Origin of the sequence: Candidatus Nitrotoga arctica, from assembly GCF_918378365.1 — a bacterium.
Taxonomy (GTDB): domain Bacteria; phylum Pseudomonadota; class Gammaproteobacteria; order Burkholderiales; family Gallionellaceae; genus Nitrotoga; species Nitrotoga arctica.
In genome coordinates, this window is record NZ_OU912926.1 from 2,497,393 (window position 1) to 2,517,451 (window position 20,059).

A 20,059-nucleotide genomic window follows, 5' to 3' on the forward strand; every position below is an offset into this window, starting at 1 on the left:
AGTAAATCTTTCCCCAGCTGTCATAAACTCTCTTAAGAAACACCTCCCAACCAACTGATTTTAAAAAGTAGAGTTAAGCGGGCTGTTCATTGACGACGAGTTTCATCCCCATTTTTTCAGCGCGCTGGGCTAGTTGCCGCAACACTCTTTCGCGATAGCGTTCTTCGTAGTAGTCCTGCCCTTGGTCGGTATATTCTTCTCCCTTGGTAAGCATGGTGTAAATCAGGCGTGCCAACTTGTGCGCGGCGGCGGTTACGGCTTTAGGTTTGTCCATGCGCCCGCACATCCTGCGGAAATATGCGCCCAGCGCCGACTGGCTGCTGCGCAATGCTGCTGCGGCCAATCTCAAGGCTTGGGCCGCCCGGTTGGCTACGCGCTTGGTCTTGCCGCTCATCACTTTGCCTCCGGTAATCTTGGTGCCGGGGCATAGCCCCAGCCAACTCGCGAAGTGCCCTGCCGTGGGGAAGCGCGACATGTCCGCCCCGGTCTCGGAGATCACCGCAAGCGCGGTGGTGACGTCGATGCCGTCGATGCGCGTAAGATCAACTCCGCACATCCTGAACAATTGCGTGCGCAGATCAAACTTCGGCGCGTTGCGGGCGCGACCACGCTTCTTTCCCTTCGCTGGTTCGCCGTCATGAACTTGCAGGCTTTGCAATTGCCCCTCGATCTCACGGTCGCACTCGGCTAGCTGTGTGCCGATGAAATCGAACATATCCAGCGCTTGCTTGAGCGCAAACAGATGCTCTGCGCGCCAGTTGCCTTGCAGGCTTTTTGCGATTTCGTCAGCGGTAGCGCGAATGCGCACATTCTTCATTGCGGCCAGCACTTGACCGTCGCGCTCGCCAGCGACAATGGCGCGCAGAATCTTTTGCCCCGTCTCGCCGACCACGTCCGAGATGACGTTGGTGAGCTGGATGTTCATCTGCGTGAGCGCCTTTTGCATGCGCTGCACATGCGTGCCCTGGCTTCTCAAAAGCATCCCGCGCTGGCGCCATAGAGAGCGCAATACGCACACGGCTTCGGTAGGACGAAATGCGCCGCGAAGCAAACCGTAGGTCATGAGTTGCTGCAACCATTGGCAGTCCAGCACGTCAGACTTGCGGCCCGAGACATTTTTGACGTGGCGCGCATTGACCAGAAACACTTTGAAGCCGCGCGATTCCAGAAGCTCGAACAAAGGGATCCAGTACACGCCCGTGGATTCCATCGCGACCGTGTCCACCCCGCAAGCGTCGAGCCAGTCGGCCAAGGCGTTGAGGTCAACCGTAAAGCTCGAAAACTCCCGGACAGGCTCGTCGTCCCTGTCCGGCGGCACAGATACGTAATGGGACGAACTACCGATATCGACTCCAGCCGCATGGGGATGGGTGATCGTTAAAGGCTCTCTGGATTTGCCGGGTTTGATACTGATTTTTTGCTTGCGTTGCACCATGATTATCTCCATCATTCGTTTTGGAATGTGGTGCCACATCGGGTACGTCGTCAAGCTCACTCTCTTAAACGGGATATCGGCCAAGCGTCCCAACAACGCCAAGCCAATTCATCAATGTCGATGACGTCACCCATGACCACGCTAACCCTCGGGCAATATGCACCATTGCTATTCCGGTCTTCCGTGGCACCTCATTCCACTTTGCCACATTCGGAGAGCGACGTGTTTCTTCGGCGCGATTTGCGGCACGGGGCCGATTACTACGCTAACCCTTCAATATCAATTATTCTTTCTCGTTACTGAGGACCATCAGAGCTTGGCAAGAAAAAACGTATGGTGCTGTTCGCAAATTTCAGACTCTGTCCTTAAGAAATACTCGATGCATAGACCAGCTCCATTATTTAAATTCCTCTGAAATATTTCGTCGTTTACTCCAGCTGCTTGCTATAAGAAATGGGGGGTGCAGCCTGGTAGGGTCGGATGGTATTATTCACACCTTAATGAAACAGAAGAATAAGTACTTTTTTTAAGATTGGTGAACAGATGAACAGCAGCGAAATCCGTCTGAAATTTTTAGATTATTTTGCCTCCCAAGAGCACATTATTGTGCCTTCCAGCCCATTGGTGCCAAGCAATGACCCTACGTTGTTGTTCACCAACTCCGGTATGGTGCAGTTCAAAGATTGCTTCCTCGGCCACGACAAGCGTCCGTATGTACGCGCTACGTCTTCGCAGCGCTGTGTGCGTGCGGGTGGTAAGCACAATGACCTGGAAAACGTGGGTTATACCGCACGGCATCATACATTCTTCGAGATGTTGGGTAATTTCAGCTTTGGTGACTATTTTAAACTCAGTGCCATCAAATATGCATGGGAATTGCTCACTGTGATTTATAAGTTGCCAGCTGACAAGCTGTGGGTAACAGTTTACGCCGAGGATGATGAGGCTTATGACATCTGGTCTAATGAAATAGGCGTACCCGTCGAGCGCATTGTGCGTATCGGTGACAATCATGGCAAGCGCTATGTCTCCGATAATTTCTGGCAGATGGCAGACACCGGGCCATGCGGTCCATGTTCGGAAATTTTCTACGACCATGGGCCTGATGTTTGGGGCGGCCCTCCGGGCAGTGCGGAGGCCGATGGTGATCGCTATATTGAAATCTGGAACTTGGTATTCATGCAATACAACCGCGATGACAACGGTGTGCTGCACCCGTTGCCTAAGCCATCGGTGGATACTGGCATGGGATTGGAGCGCATCGCGGCAGTATTGCAACACGTGCATTCCAATTACGATATTGACTTGTTCCAGAACCTTATCTGTGCGGCGGCGCGCGAAACGAACACTAACGACCTTACCAATAACTCGCTCAAGGTGATCGCTGACCATATTCGTGCTTGTTCCTTTTTAATTGTGGATGGGGTGATTCCCGGCAATGAAGGGCGCGGTTATGTGCTGCGCCGTATTATCCGCCGTGCCATCCGGCATGGTTATAAACTGGGTTGTCGCGCAGCATTTTTCCATAAGATAGTAGTTGATCTTGCCAGAGAAATGGGCGGGGCATATCCCGAGTTAGTCGCAGCGCAAGCGGGGGTGACTGAGGTACTGCGTATCGAGGAAGAGCGTTTTTTTGAGACTATTGAGCATGGTATGAAAATGCTTGAAGTAGCACTCGATAAAATCGTAACGGATGGCCTTGGTTTTGATGTTAGCTCGAGTAATGGAAAAGGTCGAGAGGAAGGCAAGTTGCTTCAACCAAAAATCCTTGTGGGACATATTGCTTTTACTTTGCACGACACTTATGGCTTTCCACTCGACCTGACACAGGATGTATGTCGTGAGCATGGTGTCATTGTTGATGAAGTTGGTTTTAATGATGCCATGACACGTCAGCGCGAACAGGCGCGCGCGGCGGGAAAGTTCAAGATAGGTGCGGGGCTGGAATATGAGGGCGTGAAAACGCAATTCCACGGGTACGAAAAACTGGTTACGCAGGGCAAGGTAGTGGCGTTGTACAAGGATGGCGTGGCTGTGCAAGAGCTTTCCGCTTCTGATACCGGTATTGTGGTGCTAGACAATACGCCGTTCTACGCGGAATCTGGCGGGCAAGTGGGTGACGTAGGCGTGCTGCAAATCTCCTCCAATAATCCAACGCTTTTTGTTGTAGAAGATACACAGAAAATCCAACCCGATGTGTTTGGTCACCACGGACAAGTAAAGAGTGGTTTGATCAAGGTGGGCGACTCAGTCGAAGCTATTGTCGATAAAGCTGCGCGCGCGCGCACCATCCGTAACCACTCAGTCACGCACCTGATGCACCGGGTGCTACGTGATGTATTGGGTGCGCATGTGCAACAGAAGGGTTCGCTGGTAGATCAGACAAAAACACGCTTTGACTTTAGCCACAACGCACCGATGACCGATATGCAAATCCGCGAAGTGGAAAATCGTGTGAACCATGCCATTCAGGCGAATGCTGCGGTGAACGCGCAAGTGATGACTTATGACGATGCACTAAAATCTGGTGCCATGGCATTGTTCGGTGAAAAATATGGTGATGAAGTGCGCGTGTTAGGCATGGGCGAATTTTCCACAGAACTATGCGGTGGTACACATGTTCAGCGCACCGGCGACATCGGTTTATTCAAGATTGTAATGGAAAGCGGTGTAGCTGCTGGCATCCGCCGTGTTGAGGCGATCACCGGGGAGGGCGCGCTGAACTGGGTGCAACAGCTGGATGCAAAAGTACATGAGGTCGCCGCCACACTTAAGGTACAGCCACACGAACTAACCCAACGTGTTGCGCTAATGCAAGAGACGATAAAGGCGGTTGAAAAAGAACTTGCTACCTTGAAATCTAAATTAGCTTCTTCGCAAAGTGAAGATTTGGCAAGTCAGGCTATAGAAATTAACGGCGTCAAGATAGTAGCTGCACTTTTGGAAGGTGCGGATATTAAGATATTACGTGAGACACTGGACAAATTGAAAGATAAGCTTAAATCGGCGGCCATCGTATTAGCTGCCGTGGCTGATGGAAAAGTTATGCTTATTGCTGGTGTGACCGCTGATATTACCGAAAAAGTAAAAGCGGGAGAATTGGTTAATGTGGTGGCGCAGCAGGTGGGCGGAAAAGGCGGTGGCCGCGCGGATATGGCTCAAGCAGGGGGTACGCAACCCGAATACCTGGCCACAGCGCTTGCATCTGTATCGGCTTGGGTAAAGAGAAAGCTATAGCAAAATCAAATCCAAGCAGGGATAGGCAATTTTTTGCATGTTATCGCTATGCAATATCCCTGCTAGAAAGGCTTCCTTATCTGACTGAAATATTGATCTCCGAAACACATATGCATTCGTTCTTAGCATCCTGTTTTTTACTACCAGTAAGGACTTCCAAACCGACCTCGCCATGGACCCCAAGGGTTATACCAGTACGGCCCATAACTATTATAGTAAGGATACTGTGACCCATAATATGAATAGGGAATGAGCTTCGGCCATAAGTAGACTGTTTCGGCGATGATCTGAGGATAGTGATATTCGTATTCGCCAAGCTTGCGCACTGTGACACCTTGAATATTACCAATTATTGTCACCTCACGGCCTTTTGCATACACTTCGGGATCGTAAAAGTCGGGGGCACAGGCAATGAAGCGCCCCCAAGTCATATCAGTTTCCAGAGGTCTTGCATTACTGTCCAATGGATGACTCACTATCTCAAAACACGTCTCATTCTTGCCTGGTTCCGTATTTGCAATACTGCCCCCCCAACGTACACGCTGACCTACAAAATTATCGTTTTGGGCGGTGCTTGGCGTAACTTCAACAAATGAGCCAACTGCCAGCGGCTTTGGAACGGTAACACAACCAGCAACTGCAATTGGTAGCAGAAAAAGAAAAATCCAGCGATTCATGGAAGCCTCCTTAAGTTTTATAAATTCTTTAATAGTATTGACACCTACTAGCCAAGTTGCACAGCGCTTCAGATAATGCATAAATTGTTTAACATAAATCAAATTAAGTGTCTAGCACTATTGGTCATTCAACATGTCACCCCTCTACCCACCGCAGCAAAGACATAACTGAAGCGTACTGGTGGTAGCTAGCGCGATGAAAAATCGCAGCAATGAAATAGAGTTCGGCACATGCCACGGTGTTCGTTTGGCTACCGCGAGGAATGTAATCTTCGGGTAAAGAAGATGTTTCTGGTCAAGCACGGTTGTTTTGAAGCCATTATGGTTGAAGCGTTGTGTAACGAGAAAGCTGTAGGCCGCACAACGCACAGAGTGACATGATGATTGAAAGCCCTACCAGCCCCGTCCTCTGAATGCGAGAGGCTAAATTTCTGCTTGAGTTCCTATGTAGCTTTATCGGGGGGCGGAAAAGAAAAATTATTTTGATGGCTCTGGTTGAGTTTCGGGCCATTCGATCAGCAACCACTCCTCAGTACGCATCTCGGGTCAAAATAATGAGCGGGGCAGTGACCACGAAAAAAATGGATAAAGGCTCACTATGGCCCCCACCAAACGATATGCCAAGCTTTTTTCGGCAATGCCAGAACTAATACCTTCACCACTACAGTAAAACTAGGCGTCCATCAAACTTCAACCGTAACAATTGATTATATTGATGTGCCTATTATTCAGGAATAATGCATTCATACATAATAATCAACATATTTTGCGGAAACAAAACCCGAAGCCCGACAGGCTACTAGCCATCATTCTTGCCGCTAGAACTCTCTTGGTACGCTAAGGAAACAGATTATTTATTTTCGTCTGCAGAAAAAGATTTCATGGTAATGTCAGCGTGTTTTTTAGCATCCGCAAGATATGCTTGGAACATTTCATCACTAGTTATTTGACGCAGTTGTTGCATATAACCGGCATGCTTGGTCTCGTTGATGGAAGTAACTTCTTTGATTGCATCGATACGAACCAGTTCATAGCCATTCTGTGCATTTTCGATGCCCACATATGCCGGAAGAATAGCCACGTTTGCTTGGAATACTTGACGAGCCAGACTATTATCAAGCTCAGCATGTTGTTCGCGCGTAATGGTAGTCGGCACTGTCCATTCCACATTAACCTTCTCACCACGTTGCAACTGCGCCAACACCAGTTGGCCCTCTTTGACCGCAAACTCTAACGCTTGCTTACGCAGTAGTTTCTGACGAATACCCTCACTCACTTCCCTCAACGAGCGAGTGCTAACTGGCTTATATTCCAGCAACCGTGCCGCGAACAAGGTATTGGGTGCGATCTCGATGGCTGCGCTATTGCGCTTTTTCTTCGTTACATCTTCAGCGAACACAGCTTGCAATGCTTTGTCCGTCCAAGGCAATGCTCCAACCTGTTTTTTGTTCAACCAACCGCTTTGCTGTAGCGGCATTTTTACCAGTTCTGCAGCTGGTTTTAGAGTATCACTCTGCTCATACACAATATTACTAAATTTCTCTGCCAACTCTGCAAACTTATCATTTGCTTTTTGCAGTTTTAATCTCTGCGCAATAGCACTCTTTACTTCAATCAACGAGGAAGTTTTAGCAGGATTCACCGCCAACAGCTTGATAATGTGAAAGCCAAAATCCGTTTGTACCAAACCGCTAATTTCCCCTATCTTAAGCTTGAATACGGCCTCCTCAAAAGGCTTGACCATCATACCAGGTCCAAACTGGCCAAGACCCCCTCCGCTCGCAGCGGAGCCAGGATCCTGAGAATGTTGTTTAGCTAGCTCGGCGAATTTATCCGGTGACTGCTTAACCTGCTGTAACACCTGCTCTGCCTTAGCTTTGGCAGCCAACTTATCTGCATCGGATGCCTGCGCGGCCGTCGCAATCAGGATATGCGCCGCCTGGCGCTGTTCAGGTGAACCAAATTCATTCTGATGCTCTTCATAATATTTCTTAATTTCATCATCATCCACTGTCACTTGTGATTGCAATGCATCGGCTGAGAATGTCACGTACTCCACCCGCACTTGCTCATCCGTCTGAAACTCTTTCAGATTCATATCATAATAACTTTGAACCGCAGCTTCATCCACTTTCGCCCGTTTTAGGTATGATTCAAAAGAAATTTTTGCCACAGCAACAACGCGCTGCTGTTCATTCAAGCGTATTAAATTATTCGCAGTTATACTTGATGCATAACCATTCCGCATATACGCATCAATCAACTGACGCATATATAGTTCTCGTGCTACGCTTGCCTCAAATGTCAGCGGCGACATTTTCTCACGGCGCAATACTGATTCGTAAAGCTGCTTGTCGAATTTCCCATCTTTCTGAAACACCTCAATGCCAGCGATACTCTGAGCCAAATATTTCTCGCTTACAGTTAACCCAATGGAACGCGCCTGCGACATCAACAAACGTTGGCTAACCAAACTTTCCAGAATCGAGCGTTTTATTTCGGGCTTATCAAACATAGCTTGATCATAGTTACTACCCATCATTTTACGCATTCTATCCTGCTGCTGGCGCGCAGCTTGATCGAACTCCGCTTGATTGATTTTCTCACCGTTTACCGTAGCTAAAGCCTCGCTATGAGATGATTTGTTGTAAGAATCCACACCCCAAAATGCAAACGTCAAAATGATGAGCAACAACACGATTTGTACGAACCGTCTGTTCCCATGCACGAAATCAAACATAATAGCCGCCCGATATAGTTTATTTACAATAAATGAAAAAAAGGCGAACTTTCGTTCGCCTTAATATGGCGGAGTGGACGGGACTCGAACCCGCGACCCCCGGCGTGACAGGCCGGTATTCTAACCAACTGAACTACCACTCCAATAACTAAACAGCTGGTGGGTGCTGAGGGGTTCGAACCCCCGACATTCGCCTTGTAAGGGCGACGCTCTACCAGCTGAGCTAAGCACCCAATAAAAATAGCATTTTACAGCATTCTTTAGACCTTTACCAGCACAGAATTTCGGTACTTCACTGCCTGGAACTTGATCAACTCGCTAGTACTAGCGTGCGTCAATGCTTAATCACAGTAGCACGATTCTCGTCCGCCACCAAAATTGGATTGACTACTGGCACAGCCTCCGGTAGCGGTTCTGGCTTACGCTCCAAGGCCATTTCCAACACCTGTTCAATCCATTTAACCGGATGAATATCAAGTTTATTTTTTACGTTATCGGGGATCTCAACAAGATCCTTGGTATTTTCTTCCGGAATCAAAACAACTTTAATGCCACCACGTTGAGCCGCCAGCAACTTCTCTTTTAATCCACCAATCGGTAGCACCTCACCCCGCAGCGTAATTTCCCCGGTCATTGCCACATCAGCACGCACCGGAATGCCAGTCAATGCCGAGACTATCGACGTACAAATACCTACACCCGCACTCGGCCCGTCTTTTGGAGTAGCACCTTCAGGTAAATGGATATGTAAATCAGTCTTTTGATAAAAATCATCAGAAATACCCAAACTGCGAGCGCGGCTACGCACTACGCTAAGTGCAGCTTGAATCGATTCTTTCATAACCTCGCCCAACTTACCAGTAGGAGTAATATTACCTTTACCCGGCAATACCGCAGTTTCAATAGTTAGCAACTCACCGCCAACTTCTGTCCACGCCAACCCGGTTACTTGTCCAACTTGGTTATGTTTCTCTGCGATTCCATAGCTATAACGCCGCACCCCAAGATATTTTTCCAGGTTACGAGCATTCACCGTTACCTTGCTATCACGCCCTTTAAGCAACAGCGCTTTCACCACTTTACGGCAAATCTTGGAAAGCTCTCGATCCAACCCCCGCACTCCCGCTTCACGGGTGTAATAACGCAATATGTCACGAATTGCGCTTTCTGAAATACCAATTTCTTCAAGCTTCAATCCATTGTTTTTAAGTGCTTTTGGAATTAAATAATGCATCGCAATATTTACTTTTTCGTCTTCGGTATAACTTGACACGTGAATAATTTCCATGCGATCCAAAAGCGGAGCGGGGATATTCATGGTATTTGCGGTCGCAACAAACATTACATCAGACAAGTCATATTCGACTTCGACATAATGATCGACAAAAGTATGGTTCTGCTCTGGATCAAGCACCTCAAGCAGGGCCGATGAAGGGTCGCCACGAAAATCCATACCCATCTTATCTACTTCGTCAAGTAGGAACAACGGATTTTTCACGCCAACTTTAGTCATGTTCTGCAAAATTTTACCAGGCATAGAACCAATATAAGTGCGGCGATGGCCACGAATTTCTGACTCATCACGCACCCCGCCTAGCGACATGCGAATAAATTTACGGCCTGTCGCCCGTGCAATAGACTGACCAAGCGAAGTCTTACCAACACCCGGTGGCCCAACCAAACATAAGATAGGCGCTTTCATCTTGTCGACGCGTTGCTGCACCGCAAGATACTCCACGATACGTTCCTTTACCTTCTCCAATCCATAGTGATCCGCTTCCAAAATTTCTTCGGCAGATTTCAAGTCATTGTTAATCTTTGTTTTCTTTTTCCAAGGCAAACCAACCAACACATCAATGTAGTTACGCACTACAGTCGCCTCAGCAGACATAGGAGACATTAAGCGCAATTTTTTCATTTCGGCTTCAGCCTTGGCACGCGCTTCCTTAGGCAAGTGCGCAGCCTTGATTTTCTTTGCCAATTCTTCGAAATCTGCACCATCCTCACCTTCGCCCAACTCCTTCTGTATCGCTTTTACTTGCTCATTCAAGTAATACTCGCGTTGGCTCTTTTCCATCTGCCGTTTGACACGTCCGCGAATGCGTTTTTCTACTTGCAGGATGTCGAGCTCGGCTTCCAGTAAGCCCAGCAAATGATCAAGACGCTTTCGAACGTCAAAGATTTCCAATATCTCCTGCTTTTGCTCCAGTTTAAGTGGCAAATGCGCTGCTATAGTATCCGCTAATCGTCCGGAATCATCTATGCCAGCCAAAGACGTTAGCGTTTCTGGCGGGATCCTCTTGTTGAGCTTAACATATTGGTCAAATTGATTAATTAAAGCACGACGCATAGCTTCTGCTTCATTATCCAAACTGTCATCTACAGGAACTGGGTCAATGTCCGCATCAAAATGACTTTTTTCATCCAGCACGCGCAATATTTTTGCACGTTGCGTGCCCTCCACAAGAACCTTTACGGTACCGTCAGGCAACTTGAGCATCTGCAAAATATTAGCAATACTACCAACGCGATACAAATCATCCGCGGCAGGCTCATCTTTAGCGGCAGTTTTCTGCGCCACCAATACGATGCTCTTACCCGCTTCCATAGCGGATTCCAGCGCCTTGATTGATTTCGCACGTCCAACAAACAATGGAATGACCATGTGTGGAAACACAACTACATCGCGTAACGGAAGTAATGGAAAAAAACTGGAAACAAGTACATTAGTATCATGCTCAGTCATGGCAGGAAACTCCTCTGTGGATTAACTTGATAGTTAGATGAGGGCGTAGCGAAATAATTCAAGTCAAGATACAAAATCGCCACGCATCAATTTAATTTAGGATGCCACTATAGATACCTAAGCTGCCCTGGATGTATCCGCGTATATCACAATCGGTTTAATTTCGCCATTTGTGCTGCTTACATCCAGCACTACCTTGCTCACATTGTCCATCGAAGGCAGATCGTACATAATATCAAGCAAGGAATGCTCCAGAATGGAGCGCAAGCCACGCGCACCCGTCTTACGTTCCAGCGCTTTCTTGGCAATAGCCTCCAATACACCCTCATGGAACTCCATATCCACGCCTTCCATCGCGAACAATTTATGATATTGTTTGGTCAAGGCATTTCTTGGTTCGGTCAAAATTTGAATTAATGCCGCCTCATCCAGCTCCTCCAGTGTAGCAACCACTGGCAGGCGCCCAACAAATTCTGGGATCAAACCAAACTTGATCAAATCTTCCGGCTCCACATTACGTAGCACCGCACCTACACTCTTCTCGTTACCACGCTTGGCGAGGCTTGCGCCAAAACCAATACCGGCTTTCTCTGAGCGATTGAGTATGACCTTCTCCATGCCATCGAACGCTCCGCCGCATATAAAAAGAATATTGGTCGTATCCACCTGCAAAAATTCGGTATTGGGATGTTTACGACCACCCTGTGGCGGCACAGACGCCTTGGTGCCCTCGATCAGCTTGAGGAGCGCCTGTTGCACCCCTTCGCCGGAAACATCACGAGTGATAGAAGGGTTGTCTGATTTGCGGGAAATCTTATCAATTTCGTCGATATAAATGATACCGCGCTGAGCACGCTCCACGTCATAATCGCACGCTTGCAATAGCTTCAGAATAATATTCTCGACATCTTCCCCAACATACCCCGCTTCAGTCAGCGTAGTAGCATCGGCCATCACAAAAGGTACATCAAGCAGACGCGCCAAGGTTTGCGCCAACAAGGTTTTTCCCGAACCAGTCGGACCGAGCAGTAAAATATTGCTCTTGGCCAGTTCTACTCCATCCTTGTTAGTACTTTTCAAGCGCTTATAATGGTTATAAACCGCCACAGACAAAATTTTCTTGGCATGTTCCTGACCAATTACATATTCGTCGAGACGCGCACGAATTTCATGGGGCACAAGCAGATCAGCCTTGTCTGTCTTGCCAGACACAACACTATTAACTTCCTCACGTATGATGTCATTGCAAAGCTCGACACATTCGTCGCACACGAATACAGAAGGCCCCGCAATCAGTTTGCGAACTTCATGCTGGCTCTTGCCGCAAAATGAGCAGTACAATAGTTTGTCGCCCTTGCTTTTATCCAGCACCATTCATATCCTCCTGTTTTGTTATCACCTACATTTATTTACCTATCGACTAAGCATGCAGTTGTTTAAGCGCGCTTATCCAGCACTTTATCTACCAAGCCATACTCGACTGCTTCAGTCGCATTTAAGAATTTATCGCGTTCACTGTCGCGGGCAATTTCCTCGACATTGCGACCAGTGTGCTGGGCCATCAGGGCATAAAGTCGCTCGCGCAGGCTCAGAATATATCTGGCATGAATCTCGATATCCGTCGCCTGCCCCTGAAATCCTCCCAACGGCTGATGAATCATCACCGAAGAATTAGGCAAAACAAAGCGCTTTCCCTTTGCACCGGCCTGCAATAAAAAAGCACCCATCGATGCCGCCATGCCGATACACAGCGTAGAAACTTCCGGCTTTATGAATTGCATAGTGTCATAAATCGCCATGCCTGCAGAAATAGAACCGCCGGGCGAATTAATATAGAGATGAATCTCCTTATCTGGATTTTCCGACTCAAGAAACAAGAATTGTGCCACCACCAAATTAGCGGTCATATCATTGATGTTGCCAACTAAAAATATTACCCGCTCCTTAAGCAGACGTGAATAAATGTCGTATGCACGTTCCCCCCGCCCGCTGGTTTCTATCACCATCGGAATCATTCCGATGTTTTGCGGGTCCTCATTATTTTGAGGTATTTCGCTATACATCACGCGGCATTCTCCATCAATTCGTTAAATTCCATCGCCTTCTCTGTCACCTTGACAGCACCCGTCACCCAAACCACTACGTTGTCCTCAAGCACCAAGTTTTCTGCGTCTTGCAAGCGTACCGGATCATTATAGTGCCACTGCACCACTTCTTCTGGGTTGTCATAACTTTGTGCATAATCCTGAACCAGCGCTTTAATCTGTTCAGGTTTAGCGTGCAAATCATATTTCTCTACCAGCTCCGTCAAGATCAGACTCAACTTGACACGCTTTTGCGCACGTTCAGTAAACAGTTCAAGTGGTAACGATTCTTCCCCCTTCGGCATTTCTATTCTGCGCTTTTTCATATCGCGCAGAGCTTGCTGCATCAAGCTTTGCGCTTCAGCATCCAATAGCGCCTTAGGTATCTCCAATTGAGTAACTTTCAGCAAGGTAGCCATTGCACTATCTTTGTTACGCACCATTAAGCGACGCTTGATTTCTCTCTCTAAATTATCGCGAATTTCAACTTTGAGCTTATTCACATCGCCATCTTCTATGCCGAGTAACTTGGCAAAGTTAGCATCAATCTCTGGCAAATGCTGCTCTTCTACCTTGTGCAAGATAATGGTAAAAGTCGCTGATTTACCAGCCACTTTCTCTGCCTGATAGTCTGCCGGAAAAGTCATGTCGAACGATTTAGTTTCCCCAGCCTTCATGCCAATGATAGCATTTTCAAAATCTGGTAATAGGCGCCCCACACCCAGCAACACAGCTAAGTTCCTGGCCTCACCGCCTTCAAATATTTTGCCTTCCAGTAAACCACTAAAATCAATATGCACCCTGTCTCCATTTTGCGCCGCGCGATCAGCCACTTCAAATGTCGCGTGCTGCTTACGCAAAGTAGCAATCGTAGTATCAACATCGGCATCACTCAGGGTATAAACCGCTTGCTCAATGCTTTCAGCGCTAATATCACCCAATACGACTTCAGGATAAACCTCAAAAGTCGCACTATATTCGATCCACAAAGCATCTGGATCGGTGGTCTTAACCTCAAAAGCAGGATAACCAACCACTTTCAACTGGTTATCCTGCGCTTCTTTGGCAAAGGACTGCCGCAAAGCATCTTGTAACACTTCCTGCTGTATTTGCGCACCGTGTTTTTGCTCCAAAATCTTGAACGGCACCTTGCCCGGCCTGAAACCAGGCACCTCAGCGGTACGTGCCAGATTCTTCAGGCGCGCTTCCATTTCACTGCTCACCAGTTGCAGAGGGATGGATGCATTAAGGCGGCGCTCCAACCCGCTCATGATTTCTATACTCGACATGCTAACTTTCCTTAGGTTAATAAGTGAATTCTTCAGTTGGTGCGAAAGGAGAGACTCGAACTCTCACGCCTTGCGGCGCTGGAACCTAAATCCAGTGCGTCTACCAATTCCGCCACTTTCGCCATTCCAATTACACGGTTATTGTAGCATATGATAAGTAGATAGTCGGTAGGCCTAGAAGGGAAATGTCAGCCTATTTTTAAGATGGTGCGCCTATACGATGTGCCATGCAGCACCTTCTGAAATACTTCAGATAATTACGAAGCCTCATTGGAAATTCGATAAGCGCGAAACATTCAGGTCATATATGGATCGTGCGTTTATCCACCGCCAGAGCCGCTTCATGCATCGCTTCAGACAATGATGGATGTGCATGAATAGTACGCGCCAAATCGTCACTACTGGCCGAAAATGCCATCGCCAGCACTGCCTGCTGAATGAGCTCAGATGCCATCGGACCTATAATATGCACGCCGAGAATACGATCTGTATTAGCATCGGCGATGATTTTAATAAATCCCGTTGTATCACCCAAGGCGCGAGCACGTCCATTAGCAAGAAAGGGGAATTGCCCAGCCTTATAAGCAACACCCACTGCCTTAAGCTGCTGTTCAGTCTTACCCACCCAAGCGATTTCCGGGGCGGTATACATCACATTCGGCACCAAATTCAAGTCGCTGCCCCCCACCTGTCCGGCGATCAATTCCGCCACCATCACGCCCTCCTCCGACGCCTTGTGCGCCAGCATCGGGCCCCGCACCACATCACCCACCGCATACACATGTGGCAGGCTGGTACGGCACTGCTCATCCACTTCAATGCGCCCGGCAGCGTCCAATTTGAGTCCAACCGCTTCTACGCTCAGACCTTGCGTATTTGGCACACGCCCAACGGCAACGATCAGCTTGTCTGCGACCAATTCCTGCGCGGCCCCATGTATATCACGCCAATTAATTTTTACAGCCTCAGCAGACTGAATGACACCATCAATCTGTACTCCCAAGTGGATAGCCAATTTCTGCTTGGTAAAAGCACGCAACGCTTCTTTCGCCACTTGCTCATCGGCGGCAGGAAGAAATGCGGGCGAGGCTTCCAGTAACGTCACCTCAGCCCCCAATCTACGCCACACACTGCCAAGTTCCAGCCCAATAACTCCCGCACCGATGATAGCGAGGCGCTTGGGCGTCTCGCTAAAACTCAAAGCCCCTACATTATCCACAATCTGCACTCCATCCAATGGGGCTTGCTGCAAAATGCGCGACGTCGAACCAGTGGCAACGATAATGTGCTTCGCCCTCACTTCCTCCCCATCCGTAATTCCGACACGCCAAACATCGCCATCCCGACCGAGAATTTGAGCCCTGCCGTGTAGCGAGTCCACCTTATTTTTCTTGAATAACTGACTAATGCCCAGTGTGAAATCGGACACGATCTTATTCTTGCGCGCCACCATTTTTAACACATCCACACTCGCGTTATCGGCACATATGCCGTGCGCAGCAAAATCATGTGTCAGACGCTCAAAGTTTTCTGAGGATTCCAGCAAGGCTTTGGAAGGTATACAGCCCACATTAAGACAAGTTCCACCCAAACTGGGCTTGCCTTGTGCGCCTTTCCAATCGTCAATACAGACTGTATGCAGCCCTAATTGAGTACAACGTATCGCCGCCACATAACCACCAGGGCCAGCACCGATAACTACAACATCAAATGATTTCGACATAATGAAATTTTTTTATTAAGCTCTAGCCGTAAGAAATTTTAAATTTTCATTCCAGCCGTGATTGGCAAAAGCACACTTACAAATCCAGCAGTACTCGTCCCGGATATTCCAACACCTCTTTGATAGTGGCGAGAAATAATACGGCATCACGCCCATCAACGATGCGGTGATCATAAGACAGTGCGAGGTAATTCATTGGTCGAATGACGACTTGACCATTTTCGGCCACGGGTCTGTCTTTGGTGGCATGAATACCGAGGATGGCGCTCTGCGGCGGGTTGATAATCGGGGTAGAGAGCATGGAGCCGAACACGCCCCCGTTGGAAATGGAGAAGGTCCCGCCAGTCAATTCTTCCAACGTAATCTTACCGTCCTTGGCACGCGCACCGAAATCAATGATTTGTCTTTCGATATCGGCTAGCGAAAGTTTGTCAGCATCACGGATGATAGGCACCACCAAACCGCGCTCGCTGCCGATTGCCACGCCGATATCGTAATAACCGTGATAGATGATATCCGTCCCATCTACCGATGCATTCACCACCGGGAATTTATGCAACGCAAGCAGCGTGGCCTTGATAAAAAATGACATGAAACCGAGCTTTACGCCATGCTTCTTTTCAAAAGCATCCTTGTAATGATTGCGCAACTCAATTACTGGCAGCATATTCACTTCATTAAAAGTAGTGAGAATTGCGGCATTCTGTTGCGATTGCAGCAAGCGTTCGGCGATGCGCTGACGGATGCGCGTCATCGGCACGCGCTGTTCCACACGCCCACCCGCTGTAGGTTGCGGAACCGCAGTGGCTGGCACAGCCGCTTTTTCCTGAACCGCAATCAACACATCTTCCTTGATAACACGCCCATCACGCCCACTACCGCTAATCGCAGCAGTATCAATTTTATTTTCTGCTGCGATCTTCTGCGCCGCAGGCATCACGGCAGCTTGCTCCTTGGCCATCACATCTGCTTGCGCGGCGCGGCTCAAATCAGGTTTGGCATCGGTATCCAGTAGGGCAATCACCTCATTGCTGGTCACCTTGTCACCATTCTGCTTTAGAATTTTGGTCAGCACTCCAGACTTGATAGCGGGCAACTCTAAAACCACCTTGTCGGTCTCAATGTCGATCAGATTCTCACCTTCAGCCACAGCTTCACCCGGCTGCTTGTGCCAAGATACCAGGGTGGCTTCGGAAACCGATTCGGAAAGCTGCGGCACTTTCACTTCAATTTGCATGCTGTCTTGCTCCTGATTTGATGTCGAGATCGCAGCGGAATGCAGCGTCTATCACCGCCTTCTGTTGTTCATTATGCACTGCCAAATAGCCGGCTGCGGGCGATGCCGAGGAAGATCGCAACGCGTAAGCAAGCCTCATGCCGTCACGCAGATGGCGCAGCAGATAATGCTGAATGCGATGCCACGCGCCCTGATTGCCCGGCTCTTCTTGACACCACAGCAATTCCGTTGCATTTGGATAACTGGCAATTTGTGCCTCGAAAGCACTATGCGGAAAAGGATAAAGTTGCTCCAGTCGGATAATCGCAACCTCTTCCGGAGACAAGGACTTCAGCAAGGTATTTTGAATGCCGCGTTCGTGTCGCGCGGCCTTAAGCTCATAATAAATTTTTCCACTACACACAATAATACGCCGCACCTTGGCAGCTTCCAACGCATCCACTTCTCCAATCACTGGCTGAAATGAACCTTGAGCCAACTCATTCAGCGGCGAAGATGCATCCTTGCTGCGCAACATGCTTTTGGGCGTAAACACAATAAGCGGCTTGCGTATCGGGCGTAGCATCTGACGGCGCAGCAAATGGAACAGCTGAGCTGGCGTGGAAGGGATACACACTTGAATATTGTAATCTGCACATAGCTGTAGATAGCGCTCAATACGCCCAGACGAATGTTCCGGCCCCTGCCCTTCGTAGCCATGGGGCAAAAACATCACCAGCCCGCACATGCGTCCCCACTTGGCCTCTCCCGACGAAATGAATTGATCAATTACCACCTGCGCACCATTAGCGAAATCGCCGAACTGCCCCTCCCATATAACCAGCGAATTGGGTTCAGCGCTAGCATAACCATACTCAAATGCCAGCACCGCTTCTTCCGAAAGAATGGAATCAATCACGATAAAATCGGCCTGATCCGGCGCAATATTTTGCAAGGGAATGTGATAGCCCTTGTCCCACTGCACTCGATTTTGGTCGTGCAGCACGGCATGACGATGGAAAAAGGTACCGCGCGCGCTGTCCTCCCCAGATAAACGAACCGGAATACCCTCAGCTACCAAGCTGGCATATGCCATGTTTTCCGCCATGCCCCAATCCAAAGCGAGTTCGCCATTACCCATGGCACGGCGGTCGGCAATAATTTTTTCCACTCGCGACTGAAGCTTGAAATCCGTCGGCACGTCTGTCAGCCGCTCAGCCAATTTTTGCAACTGTTCGCGCGGTACGGCAGTAGTCACCGCCACGTTCCAAGGCACACCACTCCTGAATTTAGACCAGTTTACTGCATGTTCCTTATTGAAATCATTCAGTACTGGCTGGATCGGATTGATGCCCTCATCCATCGCCCGACGATAGGCCGCGATCATTGCCTCCGGCTCTCCTTCCGCCATCACGTTTTGTTCTAGCAGGCGTTTAGCATACAAAGCACGTGTGCCCGGATGCTGATTAATATAACGGTACATGAACGGCTGTGTGACCATTGGCTCATCCTGCTCGTTATGACCCAGCTTGCGGAAACAAACCATATCAATTACGACATCCCTTTTAAAGGTCATGCGGTAATCCAGTGCAATTTCGGCAATTAACAATACCGCTTCAGGATCATCCCCATTCACATGAAAAATCGGGGCCTCTATCATCTTCGCCACATCGGTACAGTGCGCAGAAGATCGGGCGTCACGCTTGTCCGAAGTCGTAAAACCGATCTGGTTGTTAATAATGATATGCACTGTACCGCCCGTGTGGTAGCCGCGCGTTTGGGACAAGCTGAACGTTTCCATGATCACGCCTTGACCGGCGAAAGCTGCATCGCCATGTAGCAATACCGGCATTACCTCGCGCCCTTCCTTGTCACCACGACGGTGCTGACGCGCCCGTACCGAGCCTTCTACCACCGGATTCACGATTTCCAAGTGCGAGGGATTAAACGCTAAAGCCAAGTGCATTGCTCCGCCCGGCGTAGAAATGTCCGAGGAAAAACCTTGGTGATATTTCACATCGCCAGAAGTCAACTGTTCACTGTGTTTACCTTCAAATTCAGCAAACAAATCACGCGGCAGCTTGCCTAGCGTATTCACTACCACATTCAAGCGTCCGCGATGCGCCATGCCGATAACTGTCTCGCGTACGCCCTGCGTGCCTGCACGTTGCAGTAAATGTTCAAGCATAGGAATAAGCGATTCACCGCCCTCCAGAGAAAAACGCTTCTGGCCGACATACTTGGTATGCAGATAGCGCTCCAGCGTTTCGGCAGCAGTCAGCCGCTCCAGGATACGATGCTGCATATCGGCGCTGTAATGGGACTGACCGCGCACACTCTCCAAGCGATTTTGAATCCAGCGCTTCTGCACAACATCATTGATGTACATATACTCTGAACCTATGCTGCCACAATAGGTCTGGCGCACCAGCTGCAGAATTTCTCGCAGCATCATGCGTGGCGATCCCACCAGAGAGCCTGTCTCGAATGTAATATCCCTATCCGCCTCCGTAAGACCATAAAAAGCTGGATCTAATTCGGGCACTTCAGGCTTGAGATGCCGGTTAAGTGGATCGAGGCTGGCACAGTACACCCCGAGGAAGCGATGGGCATTGATAAGTCGCAGTACAGCCACCTGCTTGCGCGCCATTTCAGCATCTTGGGTTGCGCCTTGCGCGCCAGTTAACGGCAACGCAGCAAAAGCACGCACCACTGGGCTATGTGCCAAATCTTGCAGCACCGCGCTCGGCATCTTTTGTAGGACATCAAAATAAGCTCGCCAACCATCCGAAACCAAAGCAGGGTCGGTCAAATACGCCTCATATAGACCTTCAATGTACGGCGCATTAGCACCAAACAACATAGAGTTGCCCAGCATGGTTTGCATTACCGACGTCATGTATGATTACCCA

At 48.8% G+C, this 20,059-nt stretch carries 11 protein-coding genes and 3 tRNA genes; 1 reads left to right on the forward strand and 13 read right to left on the reverse strand.

Annotated features, from left to right (window positions below):
- Nucleotides 1–73 precede the first annotated feature (73 nt).
- Nucleotides 74–1,435 (reverse strand): IS110 family RNA-guided transposase, encoded by a 1,362-nt coding sequence (locus MKZ32_RS11460; RefSeq protein WP_239795878.1) that lies wholly within the window; start codon nt 1,433–1,435, stop codon nt 74–76.
- A 543-nt stretch (nt 1,436–1,978) separates the two neighbouring features.
- On the opposite strand from MKZ32_RS11460, the gene alaS reads away from it, so the two are divergent.
- Entirely contained in the window at nt 1,979–4,672 is a 2,694-nt protein-coding gene (gene alaS / locus MKZ32_RS11465; protein WP_239797390.1) for an alanine--tRNA ligase, read from the forward strand.
- Nucleotides 4,673–4,812: 140 nt separating this feature from the next.
- Here alaS and MKZ32_RS11470 read toward each other — a convergent pair whose 3' ends face one another.
- The 12 genes from MKZ32_RS11470 to MKZ32_RS11525 form a co-directional block, all read right to left on the reverse strand.
- Nucleotides 4,813–5,349: a Slp family lipoprotein gene (locus tag MKZ32_RS11470; protein ID WP_239797391.1), complete on the reverse strand. Its 537-nt coding sequence runs from the start codon at nt 5,347–5,349 to the stop codon at nt 4,813–4,815.
- Between the two features lie 850 nt (nt 5,350–6,199).
- Nucleotides 6,200–8,089: a SurA N-terminal domain-containing protein gene (locus MKZ32_RS11475; protein WP_239797392.1), complete on the reverse strand. Its 1,890-nt coding sequence runs from the start codon at nt 8,087–8,089 to the stop codon at nt 6,200–6,202.
- Between the two features lie 66 nt (nt 8,090–8,155).
- Nucleotides 8,156–8,232, reverse strand: a tRNA-Asp gene (locus MKZ32_RS11480).
- Nucleotides 8,233–8,246: 14 nt separating this feature from the next.
- Nucleotides 8,247–8,322: transfer RNA gene (locus tag MKZ32_RS11485), tRNA-Val, on the reverse strand.
- A gap of 101 nt (nt 8,323–8,423) precedes the next feature.
- On the reverse strand, nt 8,424–10,835 hold the full coding sequence (gene lon / locus MKZ32_RS11490) for an endopeptidase La (RefSeq protein WP_239797393.1): 2,412 nt from the start codon (nt 10,833–10,835) through the stop codon (nt 8,424–8,426).
- A gap of 117 nt (nt 10,836–10,952) precedes the next feature.
- Complete coding sequence (gene clpX, locus MKZ32_RS11495) at nt 10,953–12,209, reverse strand: ATP-dependent Clp protease ATP-binding subunit ClpX (protein ID WP_239797394.1); 1,257 nt, start codon at nt 12,207–12,209, stop codon at nt 10,953–10,955.
- A 62-nt stretch (nt 12,210–12,271) separates the two neighbouring features.
- Complete coding sequence (gene clpP / locus MKZ32_RS11500) at nt 12,272–12,898, reverse strand: ATP-dependent Clp endopeptidase proteolytic subunit ClpP (RefSeq protein ID WP_275584325.1); 627 nt, start codon at nt 12,896–12,898, stop codon at nt 12,272–12,274.
- Nucleotides 12,898–14,208, reverse strand: coding sequence for a trigger factor (gene tig, locus MKZ32_RS11505; RefSeq protein ID WP_239797395.1), 1,311 nt, complete (start codon nt 14,206–14,208; stop codon nt 12,898–12,900). Before tig ends, clpP begins: the two co-directional genes overlap by 1 nt.
- 37 nt (nt 14,209–14,245) lie before the next feature.
- Nucleotides 14,246–14,330 (reverse strand) — tRNA-Leu (locus tag MKZ32_RS11510).
- Between the two features lie 179 nt (nt 14,331–14,509).
- The gene (gene lpdA, locus MKZ32_RS11515; protein ID WP_239797396.1) at nt 14,510–15,931 is read right to left on the reverse strand and encodes a dihydrolipoyl dehydrogenase; all 1,422 of its coding nucleotides are present in this window, start codon (nt 15,929–15,931) and stop codon (nt 14,510–14,512) included.
- Between the two features lie 76 nt (nt 15,932–16,007).
- Nucleotides 16,008–17,168 carry a 2-oxoglutarate dehydrogenase complex dihydrolipoyllysine-residue succinyltransferase gene (gene odhB / locus MKZ32_RS11520; RefSeq protein ID WP_239797397.1) on the reverse strand — a complete coding sequence of 387 codons (1,161 nt, stop codon included), beginning with the start codon at nt 17,166–17,168 and terminating at the stop codon, nt 16,008–16,010.
- Complete coding sequence (locus MKZ32_RS11525) at nt 17,158–20,046, reverse strand: 2-oxoglutarate dehydrogenase E1 component (protein ID WP_239797398.1); 2,889 nt, start codon at nt 20,044–20,046, stop codon at nt 17,158–17,160. Before MKZ32_RS11525 ends, odhB begins: the two co-directional genes overlap by 11 nt.
- Between the last annotated feature and the right edge of the window lie 13 nt (nt 20,047–20,059).

Excerpts from the sequence above, each read along its gene's own strand:
- MKZ32_RS11460 (WP_239795878.1), bottom strand. The coding sequence starts at position 1,435 with ATGGTGCAACGCAAGCAAAAAATCAGTATCAAACCCGGCAAATCCAGA.
- MKZ32_RS11470 (WP_239797391.1), bottom strand. The coding sequence starts at position 5,349 with ATGAATCGCTGGATTTTTCTTTTTCTGCTACCAATTGCAGTTGCTGGT.
- MKZ32_RS11475 (WP_239797392.1), bottom strand. The coding sequence starts at position 8,089 with ATGTTTGATTTCGTGCATGGGAACAGACGGTTCGTACAAATCGTGTTG.
- MKZ32_RS11525 (WP_239797398.1), bottom strand. The coding sequence starts at position 20,046 with ATGACGTCGGTAATGCAAACCATGCTGGGCAACTCTATGTTGTTTGGT.
- alaS (WP_239797390.1), top strand. The coding sequence starts at position 1,979 with ATGAACAGCAGCGAAATCCGTCTGAAATTTTTAGATTATTTTGCCTCC.
- lpdA (WP_239797396.1), bottom strand. The coding sequence starts at position 15,931 with ATGTCGAAATCATTTGATGTTGTAGTTATCGGTGCTGGCCCTGGTGGT.
- odhB (WP_239797397.1), bottom strand. The coding sequence starts at position 17,168 with ATGCAAATTGAAGTGAAAGTGCCGCAGCTTTCCGAATCGGTTTCCGAA.
- lon (WP_239797393.1), bottom strand. The coding sequence starts at position 10,835 with ATGACTGAGCATGATACTAATGTACTTGTTTCCAGTTTTTTTCCATTA.
- clpP (WP_275584325.1), bottom strand. The coding sequence starts at position 12,898 with ATGTATAGCGAAATACCTCAAAATAATGAGGACCCGCAAAACATCGGA.
- clpX (WP_239797394.1), bottom strand. The coding sequence starts at position 12,209 with ATGGTGCTGGATAAAAGCAAGGGCGACAAACTATTGTACTGCTCATTT.
- tig (WP_239797395.1), bottom strand. The coding sequence starts at position 14,208 with ATGTCGAGTATAGAAATCATGAGCGGGTTGGAGCGCCGCCTTAATGCA.